Raw genomic sequence first — 23,726 nt, 5'->3', positions numbered from 1 at the left:
GGATCCGATGGCCGAACGCATCATCGAACTGCGCGATATCACGAAGTCCTACGGCCAGGTCTATGCGCTGGGCGGCGTCAATCTCAGTGTCGACCGCGGCGAGGTGGTCGGCCTCATCGGCGACAATGGCGCCGGCAAGTCGACGCTGATCAAGATCCTGTCCGGTGTGGTCAGGCCGACCAGCGGCGACATCCTCGTGCGCGACAAGCCGGTGAGCGGCTGGAGCGCGGCGCGCTCGCGCGACGCCGGCATCGAGACGGTGTTCCAGGACCGGGCGCTGGCCGTGCAGCAGACCATCGTGCGTAACATCTTCATGGGCCGCGAGCTGACCGGCTTCATGGGCTGGCTGAAGGTCAACAAGGAGATCGAGGAGGCAAGCCGGCTGATGCGCGAGATCGGCTTCACCTCGAAAGTGTTCACCCCGCACTCGATCGTGGGCCAGCTGTCGGGCGGCGAACGCCAGGGCGTGGCGATCGCGCGCGCCATCTACAAGCAGGCCGAGCTGATCATCCTCGACGAGCCGACCACGGCGCTGTCACTGACCGAGACCGCCAAGGTGTTCCATTTCGTGCGCCAGGTGCGGGCGAGCGGACGTTCGATCCTGTTCATCGGCCACAACATCCATCATGTCTTCGACATCGCCGACCGCTTCGTGGTGCTCGATCGCGGCAAGGTGGCGCTGACCGCCGACCGCAGCGCGGTCAAGTCGGCGGACGAGTTGATCAATTTCATGGAGGACGTCGCGCATCCCGGCGGATTGCCTGGACTGCGCGAGGCCGGCGAAGCGGAGCAGCAAGCGCGATGAGCAAGACCATGGAACCCGATCTCGAAAGCCCTCTGCGCGCTCATGCCGGGTCCGCCCGCCAGGAGTGGAAACATCCATCCGACCACTGGCTGCGCGGCTTCGTCCTCGACAATCGCGCCTCGCTCGGCACGCTCGCGGTGTTCATCGTCATGATGGCGGTGTTCATGGTCGCCAACCCGACCGTGTTCACCACCTGGTATCTCTACAGCTCCGTGCTGACGACGCTCCCCGTGGCGCTGTTCGTGGTGGTGCCGCTGGTCTTCGTCGTCACCTGCGGCGAGATCGACCTGTCGTTTCCGGCCACGATGGGGTTTGCTTCCTGGGTTTTCGCCCTTGTGGTGCAGGCCGGCTACGACCCGTTCCTCGGCATTGCCGCCGCACTCGTGACGGGCATGCTGCTCGGTTTCCTCGTCGGCTCGCTGGTCGTCTATGGCGGGCTGTCGTCGCTGATCGCCACGCTCGGCATGAATTTCCTGCTGCGCGGCCTGATCCAGATCATCAACGAAGGCAAGTCGATGTCGCTGACCAGCCTCAGCAACAGCTGGGCCTACAAGATCTTCTCCAGCCAGGTCTACGGCATTCCCGTGCAGATCTTCTGGGCCATCGCATTCGTCGTGCTGTCGGCGATGCTCTACAACAGGCATCGTTTCGGCGCACAGGTGAGGGTGGTCGGCGACAACCCCGACAGCGCCCAGCAGATGGGCATCGACGTCAAGCGCGTGCGGGTCAAGGTGTTCGTCTTCGTCGGCATAGGGGCGGCGATCGCCGGCACGTTTTCGGTTATGATCAACTTCACCTGGTGGCCGACAGCCGGCGACGGCTATCTCCTGCCGGTCCTGGCCTCGGTGTTCGTCGGCGGTACGCCAACCTGGGGCGGCATCGGCACGGTCGTCGGCGGTGCCATCGGCGCGGTCACCGTGTCGTTCATCCAGACCGGCGTGGTGGCGGCGGGCCTGAGCGGCTTTTACGTGCAGTTCTTCAACGGGCTGATCATCATCCTGTCGCTGCTCGGGCACAAGTGGAACCAGGCAAGATATAGGTGAGGGAGGCACTGCCGTTGTTGCAACGGCGCCGGGAGCTGCTCGGAAGGGCAGCTCACACCGCCGCGACGAACCCGTCCAGCACGCGTTTCTGGCCGGCCTTGTCGAAGTCGATGGTCAGCTTGTTGCCTTCGATGGCCGAGATATTGCCGTTGCCGAATTTCTGGTGGAAGACGCGGTCGCCGACGCTGAAGGGCGACGGCTTGTCGGCGACGGACTTGGCGACCAGTTCGCCGTCGATGGTCCGGCCCTTCACGCTCGTGCGGCCGGCGCCGTAGCCCGAGTCGGTCTCGCCATAGCCGATGCGCTCGACCTGGTGGCCGGATCGCGTGCCCCAGTTACGGTCGGTCGCCTCCGTGCGGTTGGCCTGAGCGCGCTGCCAGCCGGGCGTCGAATAGGTGTTGGAGAAGGCGCCGGATTTTTCGGCGTTGGCACCGACACTGTCGAAACGCGAGGCGCCGTAGGGGTTCTGTCGCCCACCGCCACGGCCGGAGGCGAAGGAGCCGCCGCCATAGGGGTTGCCGTAGCCGCCATGGGAATTGCCGCTTTCGGCGATCTCGACATGGGATTCCGGCAGCTCCTCGAGGAAGCGCGACGGGATGGTCGATTGCCACAGCCCATGGATGAGGCGGTTGGACACGAACCAGATATGCAGGTTCTTCTTGGCCCGGGTGAGGCCGACATAGGCCAGCCGGCGCTCCTCTTCCAGCCCGGAGCGGCCGCCTTCATCGAGCGCGCGCTGGTGCGGGAACAGGCCTTCCTCCCAGCCGGGCAGGAAGACGGTCTCGAATTCGAGGCCCTTGGCAGAATGCAGCGTCATGATGGACACGGCGTCCTGCCCGGCATTCTGCTCGGCATCCATGACCAGCGCCACATGTTCGAGGAAGGAGCGCAGCGACTCGTACTCCTCCATCGAGCGGATCAGTTCCTTGAGGTTCTCCAGCCGGCCCGGTGCTTCGGCCGAACGGTCGTTCTTCCACATGTCGGTGTAGCCGCTCTCCTCGAGAATGGTCTCGGCGAGCTCGGTATGCGGCTTGGTCTCCAGCGCCTTCTGCCAGCGCTCGAAATTGGCGGCCACTTCGCGCAACGCGGCGCGCGGCTTTGGCTTCAGCTCGTCACTCTCGGCGAGGTTGCCGGCGGCCTCCAGCATCGGGATGCGCAGCGCGCGCGCCGTGTCGTGAATCTGGCGGATGGTGGCTTCGCCCAGCCCGCGCTTGGGCACATTGACGATGCGCTCGAAGGCGAGGTCGTCGCCGCTGTTGGCAACGACGCGAAAAAAGGCCAGCGCATCGCGGATTTCCATGCGCTCGTAGAAGCGCGGGCCGCCGATGACGCGGTAGTTGAGGCCGAGCGTGATGAAGCGATCCTCGAAGGCGCGCATCTGAAAGGACGCGCGCACCAGGATCGCCATGTCGTTGAGATCGTGCTTCTGGCGCTGATAGGCCTCGATGGTCTCGCCGACGGCGCGGGCTTCCTCCTCGGAATCCCAGGCGGCGTGGACATTGACCTTGCCGTCCTCGGGGTCGTTGCGGTCGGTGAACAGCGTCTTGCCGAAACGGCCCTCATTGTGGGCGATGAGGTGGGAGGCGGCGCCAAGGATGTGCGCGGTCGAGCGGTAGTTGCGCTCCAGCCTGATGATGGTGGCGCCGGGAAAATCCTTGTCGAAGCGCAGGATGTTGTCGACCTCGGCGCCGCGCCAGCCATAGATGGACTGGTCGTCGTCGCCGACGCAGCAGATATTAACGGTGGCGCGGCCGTCCGCACGCTGCGCCAGCAGGCGCAGCCACATGTACTGGGCGGTATTGGTGTCCTGATATTCGTCGACGAGGATGTATTTGAAGCGCCGGTGATAGTCCTTCAGCACGTCCGGATTGGCGCGGAAGATGCGGATGGGATGGCACAGCAGGTCGCCGAAGTCGCACGCGTTCAGCGTCTGCAGCCGGTCCTGATAGGCCTTGTAGAGTTCGCGGCCCTTGCCGTTGGCGAAGCTGCGCGCGTCGCCCTCGGCGATATCGGCCGGACCTTGCCCCTTGTTCTTCCAGCCGTCGATCATCTGGGCGAACTGCTTGGCCGGCCAGCGCTTGTCGTCGAGGCCCTCGGCCTGGATCAACTGCTTGATCAGCCGCACGACATCGTCGGTGTCGAGGATGGTGAAGTCGGAACGCAAGCCGGCGAGTTCGGCGTGGCGGCGCAGCAGCTTCACGCCGATCGAATGGAAGGTACCGAGCCACGGCATGCCCTCGACATTGCCTTCGCCGATCAGGATGCCGATGCGCTGCTTCATCTCGCGCGCCGCCTTGTTGGTGAAGGTCACGGCGAGGATCTGCGAGGGGAAGGCCTTGCCGGTGGCAAGGATGTGGGCGATGCGGGTGGTGAGCACACGCGTCTTGCCGGTGCCGGCGCCGGCCAGCACCAGAACCGGGCCTTCGGTGGTCTCCACCGCCAGCCTTTGTTCCGGATTCAGCCCCTTCAGATAATCGGGTGCATTGTTCTGGCCGCTGCGGGCAGCCATGGCGCGCGCGGCAATGCCCGACGGGGCCGTCGGCCGCGCATTGGGTTCATCGAAAAAGGGCATGTCTTCGGAAAAGCCGGACATCTTCCCCCGAATGTAGTGATTCGGCAGGGAAAGACCAGAACTGTCTACGTTTTGTTCCGGGTAAAGTGCCCGATATCGCGGTTCAGGCCTTGCGGTAGCCGAGAGCGACGAAAAAACGATGGCCGAAGGAGCGTGCCTCGTCCGTCATTACCGCGCCCAGCGCGACCTGCATCTGGTCGTAATAGCGGCTGCCGGCGGGTGAGGCCAGGAAGGCCTCATAGAGCTTCAGATCGGCCATGGACATATCCCGATAGATATAGGCTGCAGATTCCATGGCATCGTTGTCGATGTCACGGCGAAGCCCTTCGGTTTGCTTGCGCAGCAGGGCCATGACCTGGTCGTCGGGCAGGGGCTTTCCGGCCGCGCCCAGCATTTCGGAAAGCATCGCATAGCCCATGTTCAAGCCGACGGCTTCTCCGGTGTCGACGGCGCTGATATCGTCCATCATCTTCCTGTACAGAGCGAGCCTGGCCGGATCCTTGGATGGAAGCTCGCCGAGGATTTTGGCGCCCTCGATCTTCTTGGCCTCCCTTGCTTGCGGCGACGAAGCCTGGATCTCGAGCGCGGTGACCTGTTTGCCCAGGGGGGAAGCATAAAACGAGGCCAGTTCGGACAGGTCCTTGGCACTGAGCCTGTCCGCCATCCGGGCTTCGATGGCCGCTTCCATCTTCTCCGGGTCAAAGGCGCCTTCCATGGCGGCGGCAAGCGCGTCCTGGACCTTTTGCGGCGGCATTCCCGGCGCCGATTTCACGGCCGCGGTGAAACCCGGGCCAATGCTCATCAGCATCTCGTGAAAGCCGTTCGCCTTGTTGATCTCGCTGATCGTCTGCGCCGGCGCGGCCACGGTACCAGCAAAGAGCGGGGCGAGGCAGTAGAGCATCAGCGCCATGCGCGTCAGCGGCGAAACGAGTGACGGCATGTGCTTGCTCCACGGTAGATGATCCATGAGACTGCGGGAAAACCCCGACGCAGGCAAGATGGGTTGCCACCTTGGCGTGTGGGCCGCTTGACAGGCGGGGCAGGCGGGAGAAAGCTGTGCGCAGGGCAGGAGCGGTGCACCGGGTTGCCCGTGGCCGCGCGAGCGCGCAACAGTCGAAGGAGTATCATCTTGGCTGTCCCCATCACCTCTCTCGTTCTCTTTCTCCTCGGTCTGGCGCTTGGTGGCGGTGGCATCTGGCTGGCTTCGCTGGGGGGCAGTTGGTACTACATCGTCGTCGGCCTTGCCTTCCTGATCGCCGCGTGGCTGCTCTACCGGCGCCGTTCCACGGCGCTCTGGCTCTATGCGGCGATCGTGATCGGCACACTGGCCTGGGCGGTCTGGGAAATCGGCTTCGACTGGTGGGAGCTCGGCCCGCGCGGCGGCATCATCGTGCTGGTGGCGCTATGGCTGCTGACACCGTGGGCAAGGCGGGGCCTTGCCGGGCCTGACGGGCGCGCGCCGCTGATCCTGGCCGTGCTGGCATCGCTGGCGGTGGCCGGCTATTCGATGACGACGGACCCGAAGGACATTGCCGGCACGCTCGACACCGACAAGGTGATTCCCAACGCCAATCTGGGCAATGATGTGCCGGCGGGCGAATGGCACTTCTATGGGCGCACGCAGTTCGGCCAGCGCTATTCGCCGCTCGACCAGATCACACCGGACAATGTCGCCAACCTGCAGCCGGCCTGGACCTACCGTACCGGCGACGTGAAAGGGCCTGATGATATCGGCGAGACCACCTATCAGGTGACGCCACTCAAGATCGGCGACACGCTCTACATCTGCACGCCGCACAATTTCGCCATCGCGGTGGACGCCGCGACCGGCAAGGAAAAATGGCGCTACGATCCCAAGATCAAGCTCGACAAGGACCGCCAGCACCAGACCTGCCGCGGCGTGTCCTACTATGCCGATGCCACCGGCGCCGCCGGCCAGCCTTGTGCCGCCCGCGTCTACCTGCCGACCTCGGATGCGCGGCTGATCGCGCTCGACGCCGCCAATGGGCAGGTCTGTCCCGCTTTTGCCGAGGGCGGCACGCTCAACCTGCTGACCGGCATGCCGTACCCGAAATCGGGCTATTACTACTCGACCTCGGCGCCGCTGATATCAGGCGGCAAGATCATCGTTGGCGGCGCGGTCAACGACAATTATTCGACGCAGGAGCCGTCCGGCGTCATCCGCGCCTATGATGCGAGCACCGGCAAACTGATCTGGAACTGGGATTCCGGCAATCCAGACCAGACGACGCCGCTGCCGGCCGGCCAGACCTACACCGCCAACTCGCCCAACATGTGGTCGACGCCGAGCGCCGATGAGAAGCTCGGCCTGCTCTACGTGCCGCTCGGCAACCAGACACCGGATCAGCTCGGCGCCGGACGCAGCGCCAATGTCGAGAAATTCTCCTCCTCGATCACCGCGCTCGACCTCAACACCGGGCAGTTGAAATGGGTGCGGCAGACCGTGCACCACGATCTCTGGGACATGGACGTGCCGGCGCAGCCGAGCCTGATCGACATTACCAAGGCCGATGGTTCCGTCGTGCCGGCGCTGGTCGGGCCGACCAAGCAGGGCGACGTCTATGTGCTTGACCGGCGCACCGGCGAACCGGTGATCGGTGTCAAGGAAGTGCCGGCGCCCGGCGGTGCCATCGAGGGCGACCACACGTCGCCGACGCAGCCGGTCTCCGATCTTACCTTCATGCCGAAGCCGCTCACCGGCGCCGATATGTGGGGCATCACCATGTTCGACCAGTTGGCCTGCCGGATCGAATTCCAGGGCTTGCGCTACGAAGGCCGCTATACGCCGCCTTCCGTACAGGGCTCGCTGGTCTATCCCGGCAATTTCGGCATCTTCAACTGGGGCGGCGTGGCTGTCGATCCGGTTCGGCAGGTGATGTTCGGCATGCCAACCTATCTGGCGTTCAAGTCGCAGCTCATCCCGCGCGACCAGGTGCCGCCGCCGGATCAAGGACGCGGCAGCGAGCAGGGGCTGAACCGCAATGAGGGCGCCCCCTATGCGGTGGTGATGGGACCGTTCCTGTCGCCGCTGGGCATCCCTTGCCAGGCGCCGCCGTGGGGTTACGTGGCCGGCGTCGACCTCAGGACGGGCACGATCAACTACAAGCACCGCAACGGCACCGTCTACGACATGACGCCATTGCCGTTGCCGTTGAAGGTCGGCGTGCCCGGCATTGGCGGGCCGATGATCACCGCCGGCGGTGTCGCCTTCCTGGGCGCGGCGGTGGATGACTATCTGCGCGCCTATGACCTGACGTCAGGCAAGCAGCTCTGGCGGGCCCGATTGCCGGCGGGCGGGCAATCGACGCCGATGACCTATACGGTCGCCGACGGGCGCCAGTTCGTGGTGATCGTCGCCGGCGGCCACGGCTCGGTCGGCACCAAACCGGGGGATTATGTGATGGCCTACGCGCTGCCGAAATAGCTGGGCAGCGCCAGCCGAAAGCGGCCTCGGTGCTGGATCAGTTCACCGTTTCACGGAAACGGCGAACTACTCTAACACATGGTTTTGACGCAATAGCCGGGGGAAGCGTTACGCGCTTTCCCCCGGCAAAGCCGTACATACTCTTCCTGGAAGTCTAGCCGAGCCCGAGATGGCTCTTCAGGCTGGGTACCGAGCCCAGCACCTGGTTGGTCAGATCGGGGCCGGCGGCGGCTTCGGCCTGCTGGACCAGCGTCTCGCCGGCCTTCCGGATCTGCGCCACGTCGAGCCCGGATGCCTTGAGGGCGGCGAGGCCGTTGACCAGCGCGCCCGCCTTTTCGCCGAGGACGCCGCCAAGCGCGCCTTGCAGCGAGGACAGGAAGCCACCACCGCCGCCGGCCGGAGCGGCTGCCATGACGTCATATTTCTGCGCCAGCGCATCGGCGCCGGGAATCTTGGCGAAGAAGGATGCGGCGCTGGTGCCGTCCGCCTCGTGCTCGAGCACCGAGAAAATGGTGCCGACGACCTTTTCGGTCGTTGCCTGGTCAAGGCCGGCCTTCTGCGAGACGGTGTTCACGATATCCTGTACGTCCATGACTTCACCTCAACCCCTGGTTTTCGTGTTTTGCTGGCGGCTGCGGGCCTTGACGAACGACTTCCGGTTCGCCGCCACCATGGTTGCGCGCATCGCCAGAATGGCGGCTGTGGCAATCATGAAGGCGGCTGCCAGGATCGGCGAGGTCATGGTCATCGGTTTTCCTTCACTTCAGGCCCTTCAGGACCGCGGCGATGTCATGGGCCAGCCGGATAGGCAGTTTCTCCCACTATTGTGGCAGCGCCATCAAGATTTGTCGCCGATGACAAAATTGTGATGATGGTTGTCGCGGCTTGCCGAGGACGGGGAGCGTCACCGAGCCGTGACTGGACGATGTAAGGCTCGCCCCTATCTTGCGAACGCAAGGACACCAAAGTCGAGGAGCGCCCCGTGACCAAACCCACCATCGCTGACAAACCCATCATCACCCAGGCGATGATCGACGCTTATGACGAATACACCCATCTGACGCTCGACCGCCGCCGCTTCATGGAGCAGCTGACCCGGCTTGCCGGATCAGGTGCCGCTGCGGCCGCGATCGCGCCAATGCTGGCGGCGAATTCCGCCCAAGCGGCGATCGTCGCCGAAAACGATACCCGCGTAAAAGGCGAGGACATCAGCTATCCCGGCAGTGGCGGCAAGATGAAGGGCTATCTGGTCAAGCCGGCAAGCCGGGCGGGCAAGCTCGGCACCGTCATCGTCATCCACGAAAACAGGGGGCTGAACCCGCACATACGCGACGTCGCCCGTCGCGTGGCGCTGGAGGGGTTCGTGGCGCTGGCGCCGGATTTCCTGTCGCCGCTTGGCGGCACACCCGATGACGAGGACAAGGCGCGCGACATGTTCACGAAACTCGATCCGGCACAGACCGTCGCCAACGCGGTGGCGACGGTCGCCTACCTCAAGGCCGACAAGGATGGCAACGGCAAGGTCGGCGCCATCGGCTTCTGCTGGGGCGGCGGCACGGCCAACATGCTGGCCGTCAACGCGCCTGATCTCGCAGCCAGCGTCGCCTATTACGGCATGCAGCCGAATGCCGCTGACGCGGCGAAGATCAAGGCGGCGTTGCTGCTGCACTATGCCGGGCTGGATGATCGCACCAATGCCGGCATCGATGCCTTCAAGAAGGCGCTCGATGCCGCGCATGTCGAATACACGGTCTATGTCTATGAAGGCGCCAACCATGCGTTCAACAACGATACGTCGGCGGCGCGTTACGACAAGAAAGCGGCCGATCTTGCCTGGGGCAGGACGATCGCTTTCCTGAAGCAGAAACTGGCGTAGGGACGTCAGGCCGCGGGTGCCCAGACTGCCTCGAAGGCCGGCGACAAGGTGAAGCCGGCCGGCCGCGTGGAGACAGGCGGCGGGCGGCGCATGCCTTCCTGCAGGTATCGCAACGCCGACGTCAGACCGTTCATCGTATAGGGCTTTGCGATGACGCCGATCGCACCGGCGAAATGGTCGGGGATGCGCTTCGGATTGGCGGTCATGAACACCACCATCGAACGTTTCTTCTCGCCGATGTAATGGGCTACGTCGACGCCGGTCGGGCCGTCGGTGAGGTGGATGTCGACAAAGGCGATGTCGGCATCCGTGGACTCGACCATGCTTCTTGCTTCCGCCGAGGACGTCGCCCAGCCGACGACACTATGGCCGGCCTCCTCAACCAGGCTTTCCAATTCCATCGCCAACAGCGCCTCATCCTCGACGATCAGGACCTTGAGCGGTTCAGTCATGAGAGAGTCCTTTTTTGCTGCTGTTCGTTTGGCATCGAGATCACGACCTTGGTGCCGGGGCCGGCGTCATGCCATTCGATATCGGCGTGCAACTGGCGGGCGAGCGATTTGATCAGCCGCATGCCGAACGAGGCATCGCCATTGGCTTCGGCCATGCCGACGCCATCGTCGGACACCTCGATTTTGAAGTGGCCGTCGGGCTGGCTCATCTTGATGCCGATGCGCCCGGCGGTGGTCCCGTCCGGTCCCTCCTTGAAAGCGTGCTTCAAGGCATTGGTGACGAGCTCGTTGACCATGAGCGCGACGGGCGTCGCCTTCTCGGCTGAAATCACGATGGGATCGAGTTCGAGTTTCGGCTCGATCCCCGAACGGCCCGACGCCGTCAGCAAATCCGTGACCAGATCCTTGGCGAAATCCGAGACGTCGAACCGGCTGACATCCTTCGACTGATAGAGCCGGCGATGCACGGTGCTGAGAGCCTCGATGCGCTCCAGCATGGTGGTCAGCGAATGCCTGGTCGCCTCATCCTTTATGGTCCGGCGCTGCATGATGATCAGCGATGAGATCATCTGAAGGTTGTTTTTCACCCGATGATCGACCTCGTGCAGCAGTGTGGTCTGCGCCTCCAGTGCCGCTTCCAGTTCGGCGGTGCGTTCCTTCACCGCTCTCTCGAAGCGGTCCTTGTCGGCGGTCATGCGATGCTCCGAGAGCTTGCGGTCCGAGACATCGAGTTGCGAGGCGAAAAAGAACTGCACCTCGCCTTTGTGATTGGAGACAGGGCTGATGTAGAGCGCGTTCCAGAAGGTCGAACCGTCCTTGCGATAGTTCAGGATATCGACGCTGACATCGGCGTTGTCCGCGATTGCCGTGCGGATATGTTCGACAGCGGACTTGTCCGTCTTCGGTCCCTGCAAGAAGCGGCAGTTCTTGCCCAGCACCTCGTGGCGTTCATAGCCGGTCAGCCGCAAGAACGCCTCATTGGCAAAGACGATCGGGTTGTCGGGGCGCCGGGGATCGGTGATGATCATCGACATGCGGGTGGCGCGGATGGCAGCCGCGAACGGGTCGCCCTTGCCATGCTCGACGTGAAGATCGTCGGTCATGTGCCAAGCGTCGTCGGGCTCCCTGGTCCGTTTCCAGTCCATTTTGTCACTCCAAGCCGTTATCGTGGGGGACAACGGCTCAAGTGCGGAATTGGTTCAATCCTGGACGTGTTGTCGCACTTTCGGCGAGATTGGGAACCGACTGGCGAGTTCTGCAACTATTTGATGATAAAGGGTATCCTGCGTCTAGATCGTCGATGCAGGCTTATGGAAGGCGACGCCGGCGACCACCAGTGCGATCCCCAGGCAGTCGCCGAGGCTTGGAATCTGGCGCAGCACGATGACGCCGATCAGCGTGGCCGTGACTGGCAGCAGCGACAGCATCAGCGCGAAACTCGAGCGCGGCAATCGCGACATGGCAAGCTGGTCGCAGATGTAGGGAATGACAGAGGAGCAGATGCCGACGCCGATGGCCGCTATGAGCAGCGTCGGTGAGAAAACGGCCGGCAGTGCGTCGCGGAAGCCGATCGGCAGCACGACGATGAAGGCAACCGCCATGGCGGCACCCAGGCCCGCAATGCCGTCGCCGGCACCTGAACGTGCGACGCGGTGGCCGAGCACGATGTACCCGACAAAGAGCGCGCCGTTGAGGAAGGCCCAGAACAGCCCGACGGGATCGCTGGACCATTTGACGTCGATGAGGAGCAAGGTGCCGGTGACTGCCACGGCAAGGGCGACGACGTTGCGAACGCTCCTGAGGCCAATCAGTGCGACGCCGATTGTGCCGACGAATTCGATTGCCGCAACCAGTGAGATCGGCAAGCGGTCGAGGGCAAGGTAGAAGGAGCAGTTCATCACCGCCAGGCAGGCGCCAAAGGCCAGCAACAGCAGACGCGTCGGGGGATCGGCGCGGGCGAAGCTTCGCCACGGGCTGGTCAGCGGTGCGAAGATCAGCGCCGCGGTGGCGATGCGCAGCCACGCCATGCCGAGCACGCCGACATACGGGAAAAGCAGCACGGCGAACGCCGGGCCGAGATAGTGGAAGACGGCGCTGACGCCGAACCAGATATGCGGCGGCAATTTTGTTGCCAGGCCGCCAAGGCCAGAGCCGGCGGAGGCGGGGGCAAGCACAGGGCCTGCCACGGGAGCTTGCGCTTGATCATCCATCGGATCAGTATCGCAGGCCGTATCGGCAGCCAACATGGATGAAGTTCGATCTATCTGATCAGATCTCTATCGAAAGCAAGGATTTATCCGTGAAACGCCTTCGAACTGAAAATGTCGATCTCGACGCGGCCGACATGAAGATCCTGCGCCTGCTGGAAAGGGATGCGCGCGCCACTACGGCGGAGCTTGCGCGTTCGGTCAGCCTGTCGGCGCCGAGCGTCGCCGAGCGCATCAAGCGGCTGCAGGAAAACGGCGTGATCGAGGCCTATTGCGTCAAGATCAACCCCGCGGCGCTGGGCCTGAAGCTGTCGGCATGGCTGCGCATCCGGCCGGTGCCGGGCCAATTATCCGTGGTGGCCGAGATCATCCGCGAAACACCGGAGATCGCGCAATGCGACCGCGTGACCGGCGAGGATTGCTTCATCGCGCTCGCGCATGTCGGCTCGGTGGCCGAACTCGAACGGGTGATCGACCGGATCATTCCCTATGCGATGACGAATACGGCCATCATCCAGTCGTCGCCGGTGGCGGCGCGCTCGCCGCTGGCAGCGGCGAGGCGCCAAGCATGAGCCCCCCGGGGCAGTCCTGCACCTGATAGGCCGCAGCGCCGGCTTGCAAAGAGTGGTGGCACCGACCGCGGGCCGGGTCGGCGTCAGGCGTGGCCACGCTTCAGCCGGGCACGCTTCAAAATGCTGCGCCAGCGGATCATGTCGAACGGGATCGGCTCGTTGTTGTTGGCGATGTGGAAGATCTCGTTGTCGACGTTCTTGAGCGAACGCCAGAAATCATAGTCCGTGATGCGCGGATCAGCGGCCAGCCTGTCCACCTCGATCTTGATGTCGGTTTTCATGCACGTCCCTCGAACCGGCTTCGCCCCGCCGTCCGTATCGCAACTCGATGTGGATGGTTTTCGACCGCTCCGCTGAGTCGTTCAACGGCTCAATTGGCTTGTTCCCGTTAAAACCTCGGTAAGGTTAACGCCGGTGCGAGCCGGCTTCAAGCACGGCTGCCAGCCGATTTGAGGGTTCCGCGATTTTGGATTGCCGGTGTGGCCTTGAGGTCCCGCCACCCTGTTCGGTGCGGGTATCGGCTTCGCCCTATTTGCGTTTGATGCCGATCGAGCGGCCGGCACGCTCCGGCATCGGCAGCATCGAATGGGCGGCGCGCATGGCTTCGACCTTGGCCATCACATCGGCGGGGAAGGGCGCGACCTTCGGCCCAGACATGTCGACATGCAGCGACAGCGTCTCGGAGGTGGCGGCGAGCCAGCCGTCGACATGGCGGATTTCCTGGTAGGCCCGGAGCCGTTTCTCGTCATGGTCGATGAGTTGGAAGGACACCTGGACCTTGTGGTCCAGATGCAGTTCCTGGACATAGCAGACATGGACTTCGGCGGTGTAGATGGTGAGCCGCCGCCCCTTCACATAGTCCAGCCCCATGCCCATGGCCTCGAAAGCCTCGTCCGAGCAGCGGTCGAACAGCACGTTGTAATAGGCCATGTTGAGATGGCCGTTGTAATCGATCCAGTCCTTCTCGATGTCCATGGGCTTGGAGACGAAGGGGGCGGGGATGGACATTGAAACTTCCTTGTTCTGATGCTGGACACAGCGTGGCTGCGGAGACTACGCATCCATAGCTACATAACAAGCGTGGACGCTGGTCCATTCGCGGAGGAATTCATGGCTCTGAGCGACCTCAATCCGGTCGAACGCAACGAGGAAGGCATCACGGCGGTGCTCGGCATCCTCAAGCAACAGCTGGGCGAACGTTTTCAGACCGGGCAGGCGATCCGGTCGCAGCATGCGCACACCACCACCTACATCCCGACGCAGGCACCAGATGGCGTCGCTTTCCCGGAAACGACGATCGAGGTGCAGGAGATCGTGCGCGCCTGCGCCGCGCATCGCGTGCCGGTCATCGCCTTCGGCGTCGGCTCCTCGCTGGAAGGCCACACCAACGCACCGGGCGGCGGCATCTCGGTCGACACGTCGCGCATGAACCGCATTCTCGCGGTCAACCCCCAGGATCTCGACTGCACGGTCGAACCCGGCGTGACGCGCGAGGATCTGAACCGGCATCTGCGCGACACCGGCCTGTTCTTCCCGATCGATCCGGGTGCCAATGCCTCGCTCGGCGGGATGGCGGCGACGCGGGCGTCCGGCACCAACGCCGTGCGCTACGGCACGATGCGCGAGAACGTGCTGTCGCTGACCGCCGTCATGGCCGATGGCGAGACAGTGACGACCGGCAAGCGGGCGAAAAAGAGCTCGGCAGGCTACGATCTGACCCGGCTGCTGGTCGGCTCCGAAGGCACGCTCGGCATCATCACGTCGATGACGCTGAAGCTGCAAGGCATTCCGCAGGCGATCTCCGGCGGCGTCTGCCCGTTCCCCAGCGTCGAGGCGGCCTGCAACGCAGTCATCGCGACGATCCAGATGGGCATTCCCGTGGCGCGCATCGAACTGGTCAATGCGCTGCAGATGCGGGCGATGAAGAATTATTCCAAGCTCGACTATCCTGAAAGCCCGTGCCTGTTCGTCGAATTCCATGGCAGCGATGCCGGCGTCGCCGAACAAGCCGAGACCTTTGGCATGATCGCCGAGGAAAATGGCGGCGGGCCGTTCCTGTGGACCAGCGTCGCCGAGGAACGCGCCAAACTATGGAAGGCCAGGCACGATGCCTACTGGGCCTCGCTGACGCTGCGGCCCGGTGCCAAGGGCCTGTCGACCGATGTCTGCGTGCCGATCTCGCGCTTTGCCGAATGCGTCACCGAGACCGAGGTCGATATCGCCGACATGGGCTTGATCGCGCCGATCGTCGGCCATGCCGGCGACGGCAATTTCCACGTGCTGGTGCTGATGGATGTGAATGATCCCAAGGAGATCGCGCTGTCGGAGAAATTCGTCGCGCGGCTCAACCTGCGGGCGATCGCGATGGACGGCACCTGCACCGGCGAGCACGGCATCGGCCAGGGCAAGATCGGTTTCATGCGCAGCGAGCTTGGTCACGGCGTCGACATCATGCGCACCATCAAGCAGGCGCTGGACCCGCACAACATCATGAATCCGGGCAAGATATTGCCGGGCGCGGGACATTAGATGTCGGCTGCCGAGACTCTAGTGGCGATCCAGGTGCCGCCGTCCTCCGCTGGCGCGGCGTTGCCTCATCTGTTTGCGGATGAAGGCAGACTGGTCGTTGCCTACATCGCCAATGCTTCGGATCCGTCCTTCGATGGCACGAATCCGCGCTCGGTTCCACCGGCAATAGGCAGCCAGTCCATCGCCGTCCTGGCGGCTGAGCCTTGTCTGGCACTTCAGTTCGGCCCGCCGAATGACGAGGCCATCAGTGGTCATCGTCTCTATCCGCTGGGCTTGCGGGCCTACGGGGCATTTGAGGTCTGCAACTCGTCGTGGATAGCCTCCCTGGAAAAAGCAAATCGCGTTCATTCGTCCCATACAGCCGAACTGTTTTCAGACCATCGGCATTTCATCTTGACTTTCCACGATTCGACGCTGGAGTTCATCGCCAAGAGTTTCTCGACAAGCCTTCGCAAGGGAGCGGTTTTGACTGCGCTGATGGAGGCCGCCGGAGAGGGCGCCTGAACTCTCCAGGCGAAGGTCCCGCAAGCTCGTCACGCGCGATACGCAGGCCTGGCCTGGTGAAGACAACTCGAACGCGTCGGGACAAAAACGCTCGTCTTGACCGCGCCGCCATTCGGGTCGAGGCTCCTTGCGCGGCGGCCTGACAAGACAGGCGTTGCCAGCAGAGGAGGACTGTCATGGCCATTTCACGCAAGGAAGAAGCGCGCGCGCTGAGCGCCGATGAGAAGGAATTGGTGGAGAAGTCGCACCATCCGGCGGTGCAGGAGCTTTCCGACGGCGACCTTTCCGGCCTGGTCAAGCTGCTGCGCGAGCGGCGCGACAAGGCGCAGGCCGAAGCACACCGCCGCCGCCGCGAAATACGCGGCAAGGGGGCGCCGAAGGGCGCTGCGCCATCAAAGGCCGATGGCGGCTCGCAGGTGAAGCTCGCGGTGCTGGCCACGGCGATGCGGCGTCTGAATGGCGAAGCCGAGAGGCGGCGCCAATTGGCGGCCCGCGTTTCACTCGTCGGAAACGCACGCAAGGCTCTGGCGATGAAGCAAAACGCGCCGGTGGACGGCCCCGCGCACAATTCGCGCACGGCCCACAAGGGCATGCGGGCCGTCACCAACGAGCGGGCGCCGAAGCTGGTGCCGCCGGCGGAACTCGGCCGGCAGCGCAAGGCAGGCAAGGTGGCGCAAGCCAAGCGCGACGCACGCTGATCCCCGCGGCAAGGGCTATCGGCAGCTGCTTTACAGTGCCGCGGGAAGCTGCTGCCGTACGCCCTCGACAAGGGCCTGCAGCATTGGGCGGGTTGGCGCGAAGAATGTCGTGCCGGTCTGCGGTGTCGAGACATCGAGCAGGCGGTCATAGGCGCCCGGCGGATCGCCGACATACATGCGTTGCAGCATCTTTTCGGTGACCCAGAGATACCTGGAATAGCCGATGAAGTAGGTGCCGAACTCATTCTGCCCGGGCCGGCCGAACGGCATGTTGTCGCGCAATATGTCGTATTCGTTGCCGTCGCCATCCTCGATGGTGGCTAGCGATTTGTGCGATTTGCGGGGCGCGTCGTCATCGTCGATCTCGATGTTGTCGATCTTGGTGCGGCCGATGATCGCCTCCTGCTCCGGCGTCGGAATGCGTGCCCAGGCCTGCATGTCGTGCAGGTATTTCTGGACGACGACATAGGAGCCGCCGGCAAAGTCGCCATCCTCGTCGCCGATCAGCGCGGAGGCAGGCAGGTCGAGGCCGGTCGGGTTGGCTGTGCCGTCGATGAAGCCGAGCAGGTCGCGGGCATCGAAATAGCGAAAGCCCGTCACTTCGTCGACGACGGTGACATCGGGGCCAAGCCGGTCGAGCAGGATACGCTCGAACTCGAAGCACATGTCGGGGCGTTCGGCACGGATATGGAACAGAAGGTCGCCCGGCGTCGATGGCGCCGAATGGACCGCGCCCCTGATCGGCGCGAACGGTTTCAGTTCCCGCGGCCCCCGGCTGGGGCTGAGCCGATCCCAGAGATCGCGGCCGATGCCGGCAATGCACGACAGGTGGCCGCCAAGGTCGCGGAAACCGACGGTCTTGACGAGATCGTCAAGTTCGCCGAGCACGGAACAAACCTTGGCAAGGGTCGGCTGTTGGCCGGCGACGGTGACGACAAGGAAAATCGCCGATTGCGAAAGCGGCGCATCGACGCTCTGCGCGTCGATCGGCACGCGGTCCCAGTTCTTGCCTGACATCTGAAAAATCTCCGCTTTGGCCGGATTTGTTTCAGATCGCCCGGGATGACGCAATACTGGATGAATTGCCTCTTTATCGACACGCGGATGCAGGTAGAGTGCGGCAGAATTTCATTCAACCTGTTCGGAGCTGATGCTCGCACGCCTGTTCGTGATCTTCGGTGGCCTGTTCGTGCTGGTGCTGTGCGCGGCGCTGGTGGTCCCGTATTTTGTCGACTGGACCGGCTACCGCGCCCAGTTCGAGCGTGAGGCAAGCGCCATCCTTGGCCGCAAGGTAACCGTACAGGGCGACGCCACGGCAAGGCTGTTGCCGTTCCCGTCGGTGACCTTCTCCAACGTTGCCGTCGCCGGCGGGCCCAACGGCCAGCCGGCCATGACAGTCGAGACGTTTTCGATGGATGCCGAACTGGCGCCTTTCCTGCGCGGCGAGGTGCTGATCTTCGACATGCGGCTGGTACACCCGAAGGCGACGATCGATATCGCCAATGACGGCACCGTCGACTGGGCGATGCGGCCGTCCTCGCCCTTCGACCTCAACCAGATCTCGATCGAGAAGCTGACGGTGACGGAAGGGCAGATCGAACTGCGCCATGCCGCTGGTGGACGCAGCCATATCTTCTCCGAGATCAATTCGACCATTTCGGCAAAGTCGCTGGCCGGCCCGTGGCGCATGGACGGCACGTTGCGGCTCGACGGATTGCGCACCGCGGTCGCGGCATCGACCGGCAAGGCCGAAGGCAACGGCCAGATGCGGCTGCGGCTGAAGGCCGATCCCGACGCCTATCCGCTGGTGATCGAAACCGACGGCAATGCCGGCATCGTCAAAGGTGCGGCCGTTTATTCCGGCCAGTTCAAAATCTCCGGCGCCGACAAGAATTCAGCCCAATTGCGCGGCACCGATGGCGAGACGGTGAAGGTCAGCGCCGGCAAGCCCGATCCGGGCTTTCGCCTGAACGGCAAGTTCTCGCTCGACCACCAGAAGCTTGGCGTCGACGAATTCCGTTTCGAAACCGGGCCGCTGGACAATCCCTACACCGCCGACGGCAAGGCTTCTGTCGATCTCGGCCAGAAGCCGAATTTCGCCATCGAGGCCAATGGCGCGCAGGTGCAGTTCGATGAGGCCGTGGGCGCAGGGGCCGGCGCCGGCCTGACGCTCGATCAGCGCATCGCCGGGCTCGAGCAGGCGCTGATCGCTCTGCCGAAGCCGACCATCCCCGGCACCGTCGAGGTGAAGCTGCCGGCTGTGGTGGCCGGCGACACCACCGTGCGTGACGTGCATCTGTCCGCCGAGCCGGCCGAGGGCGGCTGGTCGGTCAAATCGCTGGCCGCGACCTTGCCCGGACGCACCACGCTGGAAGCCGATGGCATGCTCAGCGTCGAAGGTCATTTCGGCTTCAGCGGCTCGCTGCTACTTGCCGTGGCGCAGCCATCGGGTTTTGCGGCCTGGCTGTCGAAGGATGTCGACGAGGCGATCCGCCGTCTGCCCGCCGCAGGCTTCAAGGCCAAGGTAGACCTGACGGAAAAGCGCCAGGCCTTCAGCGATCTCGAACTCATCCTGGGCAAGGCGAAATTCTCCGGCCGCATCGATTCCAGCCAGCCTGACGAAGCCAGGCCATCGGTGCTGATGAAGCTCGAAGGCGGTGAGTTTGACGTCGACGGGCTGGCGGCCTTCGCCTCGATCTTCGTCAGTGACAAGGGCGCGAACCGCTTTGCCGACCGCGATCTGGATTTCCAGATCAAGGCCGGGCCGGTCAGCGCCGGCGGGCTGACCGCCGACACGGTCGACACCGCGCTCAGGCTGCGCGATGGTTTACTTGAGGTTGACCGGCTGTCGGTCGGCGGGTTGGCGGGCGCCTCGATCAGCGCCACGGGCCGGATCAAGGGGTTCCCGGCGAGCCCGACCGGCAAGCTCGACGCGTCGGTTGTCGCTGTGGACCTCAAGCCGCTGGTCGACGTCGCCGCCCAGCATTATCCAGACAATTCCGTGCTGAAGGGGCTGGCGAGCCGCGCTGCCGCCTATCCCGACCTGTTCCAGGATGCACGCGTCGATGTCGTGGCGAGTGCCGCCGACAATGGCGATGGCACGACGGGCCTGGCGGTGAGCGGACAGGGCAAGGCCGGCGGCTCGGCCTTTTCGGCTTCGCTGTCGGGGAAGGGCGCGCCGGACAAGCTTCTCGAGGCGCCGGTGACACTGACCTTCAATGCCAAGAACCCCGACGCGACCGCGCTGCTCGCGCTTTACGGCCTGCCGGCGCTGCCGCTCGGCATGCTGGGCGAGGCAACAACCGACATCCAGGCAAAGGGCACATTGGGCGGCGGGCTGGCGACGACTTTCAGTCTCGCCGGCAATGACTTCAAGGCCAGCTTCGAGGGAACCGTTGCCGACACGCCGCAAGGGCCTGCCGCCAAGGGCAAGATCAATCTCGATGCGGCCGACATCGAACCGTGGCTGATGACGTCGGGCGTCGGCCTGCCGGGCATGGGGGCTGGCATGTCGACGTCGCTTTCGGCGCAGGGCGACTACGGCAATGGGCTGCTCGTGCTGGACAATGTCAACGGCGCGATCAACGAGGCGGCGGTGTCCGGCGACGTCAACATCGACGCCAAGGACGGCGTGCCGCATCTGGCGGGCGCGCTGGCACTCGACGAGCTCGATCTCGATCCGATGGCCGTGGCGCTGTTCGGCGATTCCGCTTTCCTTGTTGACAAAAATGGCGCCGACAAAAATACGGCTGACAAGAGCGCGAGCGACAAGAGCGGCTCCTGGCCGGCAGCACCCTTCAGCCAGAAGTCCAGCCTGCCGTTTACCGCCGCTCTCGACCTGACGACGGCGGCGCTTGCCGCCGGACCGTTCGCCACTGCCTATGACGCCGCTTTTTCGCTGAAGCTCGACCAGGAAGGCATCCGCGTTTCGGACCTGAGGGCGAAATTTCTTGGCGGGGCGCTGACCGGCCTGTTCGAGTTGAAGAACAATGAGGGCACCGGGCTTTTCACCGGCGAGATGAAGCTGGCGGGCGCGGATCTGGCAAACGTACTGCCGGATGCCGGCATTGGCGGCGTCGGCGATTTCTCGACGACGCTGTCGACCAGCGGCAAGTCGGTCGATGCGATGATCGCCGCCCTCTCGGGTTCGGGCACGGCGACGCTGAGGGGTCTGCAGGTGGCGGGCGTCAATCCCGACGCGTTCAACGCGTTGCTGGCCAAGGCGGACGCGATCGGGCGCGACATCGATGCGGCCAAGACCGCTGATTTCGCGCCCGGGATCGCCGCCGATGGCAATTTCCCCGCCGGGAATGCCGACATCGCCTTCACGATCGCCGGCGGCACGCTTAGGGCACCGCCGATCAGCCTCGAAAACCCGGCGGCGACCTTGTCCGCCGATATCACGGCCGATCTCAACACCAGCACGGTTTCCGCCAAGGGCGCCATTACCTATCGGCCCGGCGACGAGGCGCTGGTCGGCTCCGAGCCGGTCGTCAATTTCACCGCCGAGGGGCCGTTCGGCGCCGTCAAACGACAGTTCGACAGCGAGCCTTTGGCGCAGTTCCTGACCCAGCGCGCGCTGGAGAAGGAGCAGCAGCGCGTCGAGGCGATGCAGGCGGCGTTGCTGGAGAAGCAGCGCCTGCGGCGCGAAGTGCGCTACTACGCGGCACTGCAGGACGCGCGCGACAAGGCCGCCGAGGAACTGCGCCAGCAGGAAGAGGCGGCCCGGCTGAAAGCCGAGGCCGACGCCAAGGCGAAAGCGGAGGCTGAAGCCCAGGCGCAGGCTGAAGCGGATGCCAAGGCGAAGGCCGACGCGGAAGCGAAAGCCAAGGCTGATGCCGACGCCAAGGCTAAAGCCGATGCCGACGCAAAGGCCAAAGCCGATGCCGACGCCAAGGCCGCGGCCGAGCAGCAAGCCGCCGACGAAGCGGCCAAGGCGCAGGCCGAGCAGGAACGCCAGAAGGCGGAAGAGGCGATGCGCATCGCCACGCAGGAAAAGGCCAGGCTGGAAGCCGAACGCAAGGCCGCCGAACAGGCGCCCAAGGTCGGCCCTGCGCCGTTGCCGGAGGCCAACGACAAGCCGCCGCCAGCCAAGCCGAAGTCCAATCCGTTCACGATCGATAATTTGTTGAAGTCGTTGCAGTAGCGTAGGGCGGTGGCGCGAAGCCTTCCCGTCTCGAAATCGTTTCAGAGAACGAGCATCTCGGCACTGTCAGTGACATAGCGGGCGTGGCGGAAATCGCGGATGCCGGCAAGCCTGCCGTCCTGCCAGGCCGGCAGGATGAAATAGACGGGTCGCGCTGTCGGGTCGATGGGATCACGGACGAGGATTGCCGGCCTGTCTTCGACAAACCCGGGTACGAGATGCCAATCCTGCACCCTGGAATAGTTGCCGAAATAGGTGCTGACTTCCTTGCTGCCGTTGAGCCGTGTCCTGGCCACCAGTTCCAGCCGCACCTCTTCAGCCAGCATGTCGCGCACCGCGTCGAAATCACGGGCATTGAAGCGATCGATATAGGCGTTGAGCAACTGACGTTCCGCAGCGCTCAGTCTCGGGAGGGGGCGGTCGTCGGGCTCTTGCGCAATCTGGCGCAGCCGGTCGCGGCCGCGATGCAGCGCGGCCTTCACCGCGGGGATGCTGGCATCGAGCGTGGCGCTGATCTCCTGCAGGGAGTAGCCCAGAACGTCCATCATGATGACGCTGCTTCGCTGCGTGACGGGAAGGCGCATGAAGGTATGCAGCCCGGCAGAAGCGGCCTGGCGATCGATCGTGGGGTTCGCCGGGTCGACGATCATGTCCAAATCCTCGTCGGAATAGGCCTGTTCGCGGCTGCGGCGGCGCAGGAAATCGAGCGCCGTATTGTGGGCGATGCGAAACAGCCAGCCTTCCGGATTGGCGATCGGGCCGGCACCGGGCAAGGCCTCGATCGCCTTGGCCAGAGCCTCCTGCAACACGTCCTCGCCATCGAAGACCGAGCCCGTCATGCGGGCACAGTAGCGGTGAAGCTTGGGACGCAATTCCCCAAACAGGCGCTCGAAGAGCCCATGCTGCCCGCCAGGAATGGGAATGTTCATGAGCCTCCGTTCTGCGATCTCGTCTGCCTCGATCAGGCACCCAGCATCCGGTAGCTGCCGATCACGGCCATCTCGTCGCGTTGCGGAGCTTCGCTGCAGCGATCCCCGAAGCCACTTTGAAAAGCCTTGAATGTGGCCAGGCCGGTGATGCTATCGGAATGCGCGTCGGTTTGCGTTTCGACCAGATGGATGAATGTCCCGTCGCCGGACCGCAAGGTCATGTAACGGACGCCGTCCGGCGATCTGTCGCGCAATTCCTGGAAAACGGCCTGGATCAGCCGCTCGTTCTCATCGGCTCGTTCGGGCTTCATCTTGTAGCGTATCAGATGGCGTTTCATCGCTGGTCTTCCTCTCGATTGCCTTGCGCTTTTGAGCCTCTCATCGCCTAGACGATGCCGGGGAGCCAAAAGATGCGGGCGCCCGAAAAGAAATGTGCCATCTAGCGCAGGATGCCGAAGCATCACTCGTGGCCCTGATCGAGCAAGCGCCTCAGCATGGGTTCTATGCGCGAAAGCTCGTCGAGATGCGCCGCCGACAGTTCGGCCAGGCAATCGTCGGCGCGTCCGGTCAGCCGCAGCAGCACGCGGCGATGGTCGTCCTTGTCCTGGTCACGCACGACCAGTCCGGCGTCGCTCAGGCGATTGATCAACTCGACGGCGCTGTGATGGCGGATGCGCAGGCGCTCCGCCAGATCGCCGACCGTCACCGGTCCGCCGCCCGGATAGCCCTTGATCGCCAGCAAGGCCTGATGCTGGCGCGGCGTCAGGCCGGCATCTTCCGCCTGCAACTGACTGAATTCGAGGAAGCGGCGGATAAGATAGCGAAACTCGGACAGCCGCTGGTAGTCGGTCAGTCCGATGGCGGGGCGAGATTTCCGGGGCTGCGTCATTCCAGACATTTGTTCCATTCCGGCCAAAGGCTCAAACGGTTTTGATGCAAAACCAGCTT

The 23,726-nt window shown here is 64.0% G+C and carries 22 protein-coding genes; 10 read left to right on the top strand and 12 right to left on the bottom strand.

The genetic code is table 11. The features are described 5' to 3' along the window. The first annotated feature begins 7 nt into the window (after nt 1–7). Together C1D09_RS16040 and C1D09_RS16035 are read left to right on the top strand one after the other, a co-directional pair. Complete coding sequence (locus C1D09_RS16040; protein ID WP_143975230.1) at nt 8–805, top strand: ATP-binding cassette domain-containing protein; 798 nt, start codon at nt 8–10, stop codon at nt 803–805. Further along, the gene (locus C1D09_RS16035) at nt 802–1,848 is read left to right on the top strand and encodes an ABC transporter permease (RefSeq protein ID WP_143975229.1); all 1,047 of its coding nucleotides are present in this window, start codon (nt 802–804) and stop codon (nt 1,846–1,848) included. The genes C1D09_RS16040 and C1D09_RS16035 overlap by 4 nt, the downstream gene beginning before the upstream one ends. A gap of 52 nt (nt 1,849–1,900) precedes the next feature. On the opposite strand, the gene C1D09_RS16030 is transcribed toward C1D09_RS16035, so the two are convergent. Both C1D09_RS16030 and C1D09_RS16025 read right to left on the bottom strand, forming a co-directional pair. Next, a complete protein-coding gene (locus tag C1D09_RS16030) occupies nt 1,901–4,441 on the bottom strand; it encodes an ATP-dependent helicase (RefSeq protein WP_143975228.1) in 2,541 nt (846 codons plus the stop codon). An 82-nt stretch (nt 4,442–4,523) separates the two neighbouring features. Further along, nucleotides 4,524–5,330: a DUF2059 domain-containing protein gene (locus C1D09_RS16025; protein WP_246135765.1), complete on the bottom strand. Its 807-nt coding sequence runs from the start codon at nt 5,328–5,330 to the stop codon at nt 4,524–4,526. A 219-nt stretch (nt 5,331–5,549) separates the two neighbouring features. On the opposite strand from C1D09_RS16025, the gene C1D09_RS16020 reads away from it, so the two are divergent. After that, nucleotides 5,550–7,865 (top strand): glucose/quinate/shikimate family membrane-bound PQQ-dependent dehydrogenase, encoded by a 2,316-nt coding sequence (locus C1D09_RS16020; protein ID WP_143975226.1) that lies wholly within the window; start codon nt 5,550–5,552, stop codon nt 7,863–7,865. A gap of 154 nt (nt 7,866–8,019) precedes the next feature. Here the strand turns inward: C1D09_RS16020 and C1D09_RS16015 are convergent, their stop codons facing one another. After that, nucleotides 8,020–8,457 carry a hypothetical protein gene (locus tag C1D09_RS16015; RefSeq protein WP_143975225.1) on the bottom strand — a complete coding sequence of 146 codons (438 nt, stop codon included), beginning with the start codon at nt 8,455–8,457 and terminating at the stop codon, nt 8,020–8,022. 49 nt (nt 8,458–8,506) lie between these two features. Between C1D09_RS16015 and C1D09_RS33180 the strand changes: the two genes are divergently transcribed. Beyond that, nucleotides 8,507–8,734 (top strand): hypothetical protein, encoded by a 228-nt coding sequence (locus C1D09_RS33180; RefSeq protein ID WP_167514637.1) that lies wholly within the window; start codon nt 8,507–8,509, stop codon nt 8,732–8,734. Between the two features lie 158 nt (nt 8,735–8,892). Continuing rightward, a complete protein-coding gene (locus C1D09_RS16010; RefSeq protein WP_167514639.1) occupies nt 8,893–9,741 on the top strand; it encodes a dienelactone hydrolase family protein in 849 nt (282 codons plus the stop codon). Between the two features lie 5 nt (nt 9,742–9,746). Here C1D09_RS16010 and C1D09_RS16005 read toward each other — a convergent pair whose 3' ends face one another. From C1D09_RS16005 to C1D09_RS15995, 3 genes are all read right to left on the bottom strand, one after another. Then, complete coding sequence (locus C1D09_RS16005) at nt 9,747–10,193, bottom strand: response regulator (RefSeq protein WP_143975223.1); 447 nt, start codon at nt 10,191–10,193, stop codon at nt 9,747–9,749. Continuing rightward, complete coding sequence (locus C1D09_RS16000) at nt 10,190–11,338, bottom strand: histidine kinase dimerization/phosphoacceptor domain -containing protein (protein WP_143975222.1); 1,149 nt, start codon at nt 11,336–11,338, stop codon at nt 10,190–10,192. Before C1D09_RS16000 ends, C1D09_RS16005 begins: the two co-directional genes overlap by 4 nt. Before the next feature lie 144 nt (nt 11,339–11,482). Beyond that, nucleotides 11,483–12,403 (bottom strand): EamA family transporter, encoded by a 921-nt coding sequence (locus C1D09_RS15995; RefSeq protein WP_143975221.1) that lies wholly within the window; start codon nt 12,401–12,403, stop codon nt 11,483–11,485. Nucleotides 12,404–12,492: 89 nt separating this feature from the next. On the opposite strand from C1D09_RS15995, the gene C1D09_RS15990 reads away from it, so the two are divergent. Then, nucleotides 12,493–12,972 (top strand): Lrp/AsnC family transcriptional regulator, encoded by a 480-nt coding sequence (locus tag C1D09_RS15990; RefSeq protein ID WP_143975220.1) that lies wholly within the window; start codon nt 12,493–12,495, stop codon nt 12,970–12,972. Between the two features lie 83 nt (nt 12,973–13,055). On the opposite strand, the gene C1D09_RS15985 is transcribed toward C1D09_RS15990, so the two are convergent. After that, a complete protein-coding gene (locus tag C1D09_RS15985) occupies nt 13,056–13,253 on the bottom strand; it encodes a hypothetical protein (protein ID WP_010910205.1) in 198 nt (65 codons plus the stop codon). Between the two features lie 247 nt (nt 13,254–13,500). Then, on the bottom strand, nt 13,501–13,980 hold the full coding sequence (locus tag C1D09_RS15980) for a thioesterase family protein (RefSeq protein ID WP_143975219.1): 480 nt from the start codon (nt 13,978–13,980) through the stop codon (nt 13,501–13,503). Nucleotides 13,981–14,082: 102 nt separating this feature from the next. Between C1D09_RS15980 and C1D09_RS15975 the strand changes: the two genes are divergently transcribed. The 3 genes from C1D09_RS15975 (at nt 14,083) to C1D09_RS15965 (ending at nt 16,703) form a co-directional block, all read left to right on the top strand. Beyond that, a complete protein-coding gene (locus C1D09_RS15975; RefSeq protein WP_143975218.1) occupies nt 14,083–15,501 on the top strand; it encodes an FAD-binding oxidoreductase in 1,419 nt (472 codons plus the stop codon). Continuing rightward, the gene (locus C1D09_RS15970) at nt 15,502–16,005 is read left to right on the top strand and encodes a hypothetical protein (protein WP_143975217.1); all 504 of its coding nucleotides are present in this window, start codon (nt 15,502–15,504) and stop codon (nt 16,003–16,005) included. It begins immediately after the preceding gene. 176 nt (nt 16,006–16,181) lie between these two features. After that, entirely contained in the window at nt 16,182–16,703 is a 522-nt protein-coding gene (locus C1D09_RS15965; protein WP_143975216.1) for a hypothetical protein, read from the top strand. Between the two features lie 30 nt (nt 16,704–16,733). Here the strand turns inward: C1D09_RS15965 and C1D09_RS15960 are convergent, their stop codons facing one another. Continuing rightward, nucleotides 16,734–17,720, bottom strand: coding sequence for a Dyp-type peroxidase (locus C1D09_RS15960; RefSeq protein ID WP_143975215.1), 987 nt, complete (start codon nt 17,718–17,720; stop codon nt 16,734–16,736). A 133-nt stretch (nt 17,721–17,853) separates the two neighbouring features. On the opposite strand from C1D09_RS15960, the gene C1D09_RS15955 reads away from it, so the two are divergent. Continuing rightward, a complete protein-coding gene (locus tag C1D09_RS15955) occupies nt 17,854–21,849 on the top strand; it encodes an AsmA family protein (RefSeq protein ID WP_143975214.1) in 3,996 nt (1,331 codons plus the stop codon). Nucleotides 21,850–21,890: 41 nt separating this feature from the next. On the opposite strand, the gene C1D09_RS15950 is transcribed toward C1D09_RS15955, so the two are convergent. The 3 genes from C1D09_RS15950 to C1D09_RS15940 form a co-directional block, all read right to left on the bottom strand. Next, nucleotides 21,891–22,778 (bottom strand): RNA polymerase sigma factor, encoded by an 888-nt coding sequence (locus C1D09_RS15950; protein ID WP_167514636.1) that lies wholly within the window; start codon nt 22,776–22,778, stop codon nt 21,891–21,893. 32 nt (nt 22,779–22,810) lie between these two features. Then, a complete protein-coding gene (locus tag C1D09_RS15945; protein ID WP_143975212.1) occupies nt 22,811–23,116 on the bottom strand; it encodes a hypothetical protein in 306 nt (101 codons plus the stop codon). 122 nt (nt 23,117–23,238) lie between these two features. Next, nucleotides 23,239–23,676 (bottom strand): MarR family winged helix-turn-helix transcriptional regulator, encoded by a 438-nt coding sequence (locus C1D09_RS15940; RefSeq protein ID WP_143975211.1) that lies wholly within the window; start codon nt 23,674–23,676, stop codon nt 23,239–23,241. Nucleotides 23,677–23,726 lie beyond the last annotated feature (50 nt).

It is taken from the genome of Mesorhizobium intechi, from assembly GCF_002879535.1.
GTDB classification, from domain to species: domain Bacteria; phylum Pseudomonadota; class Alphaproteobacteria; order Rhizobiales; family Rhizobiaceae; genus Mesorhizobium; species Mesorhizobium intechi.
This window is presented reverse-complemented; position numbering and strand designations above follow the sequence as displayed.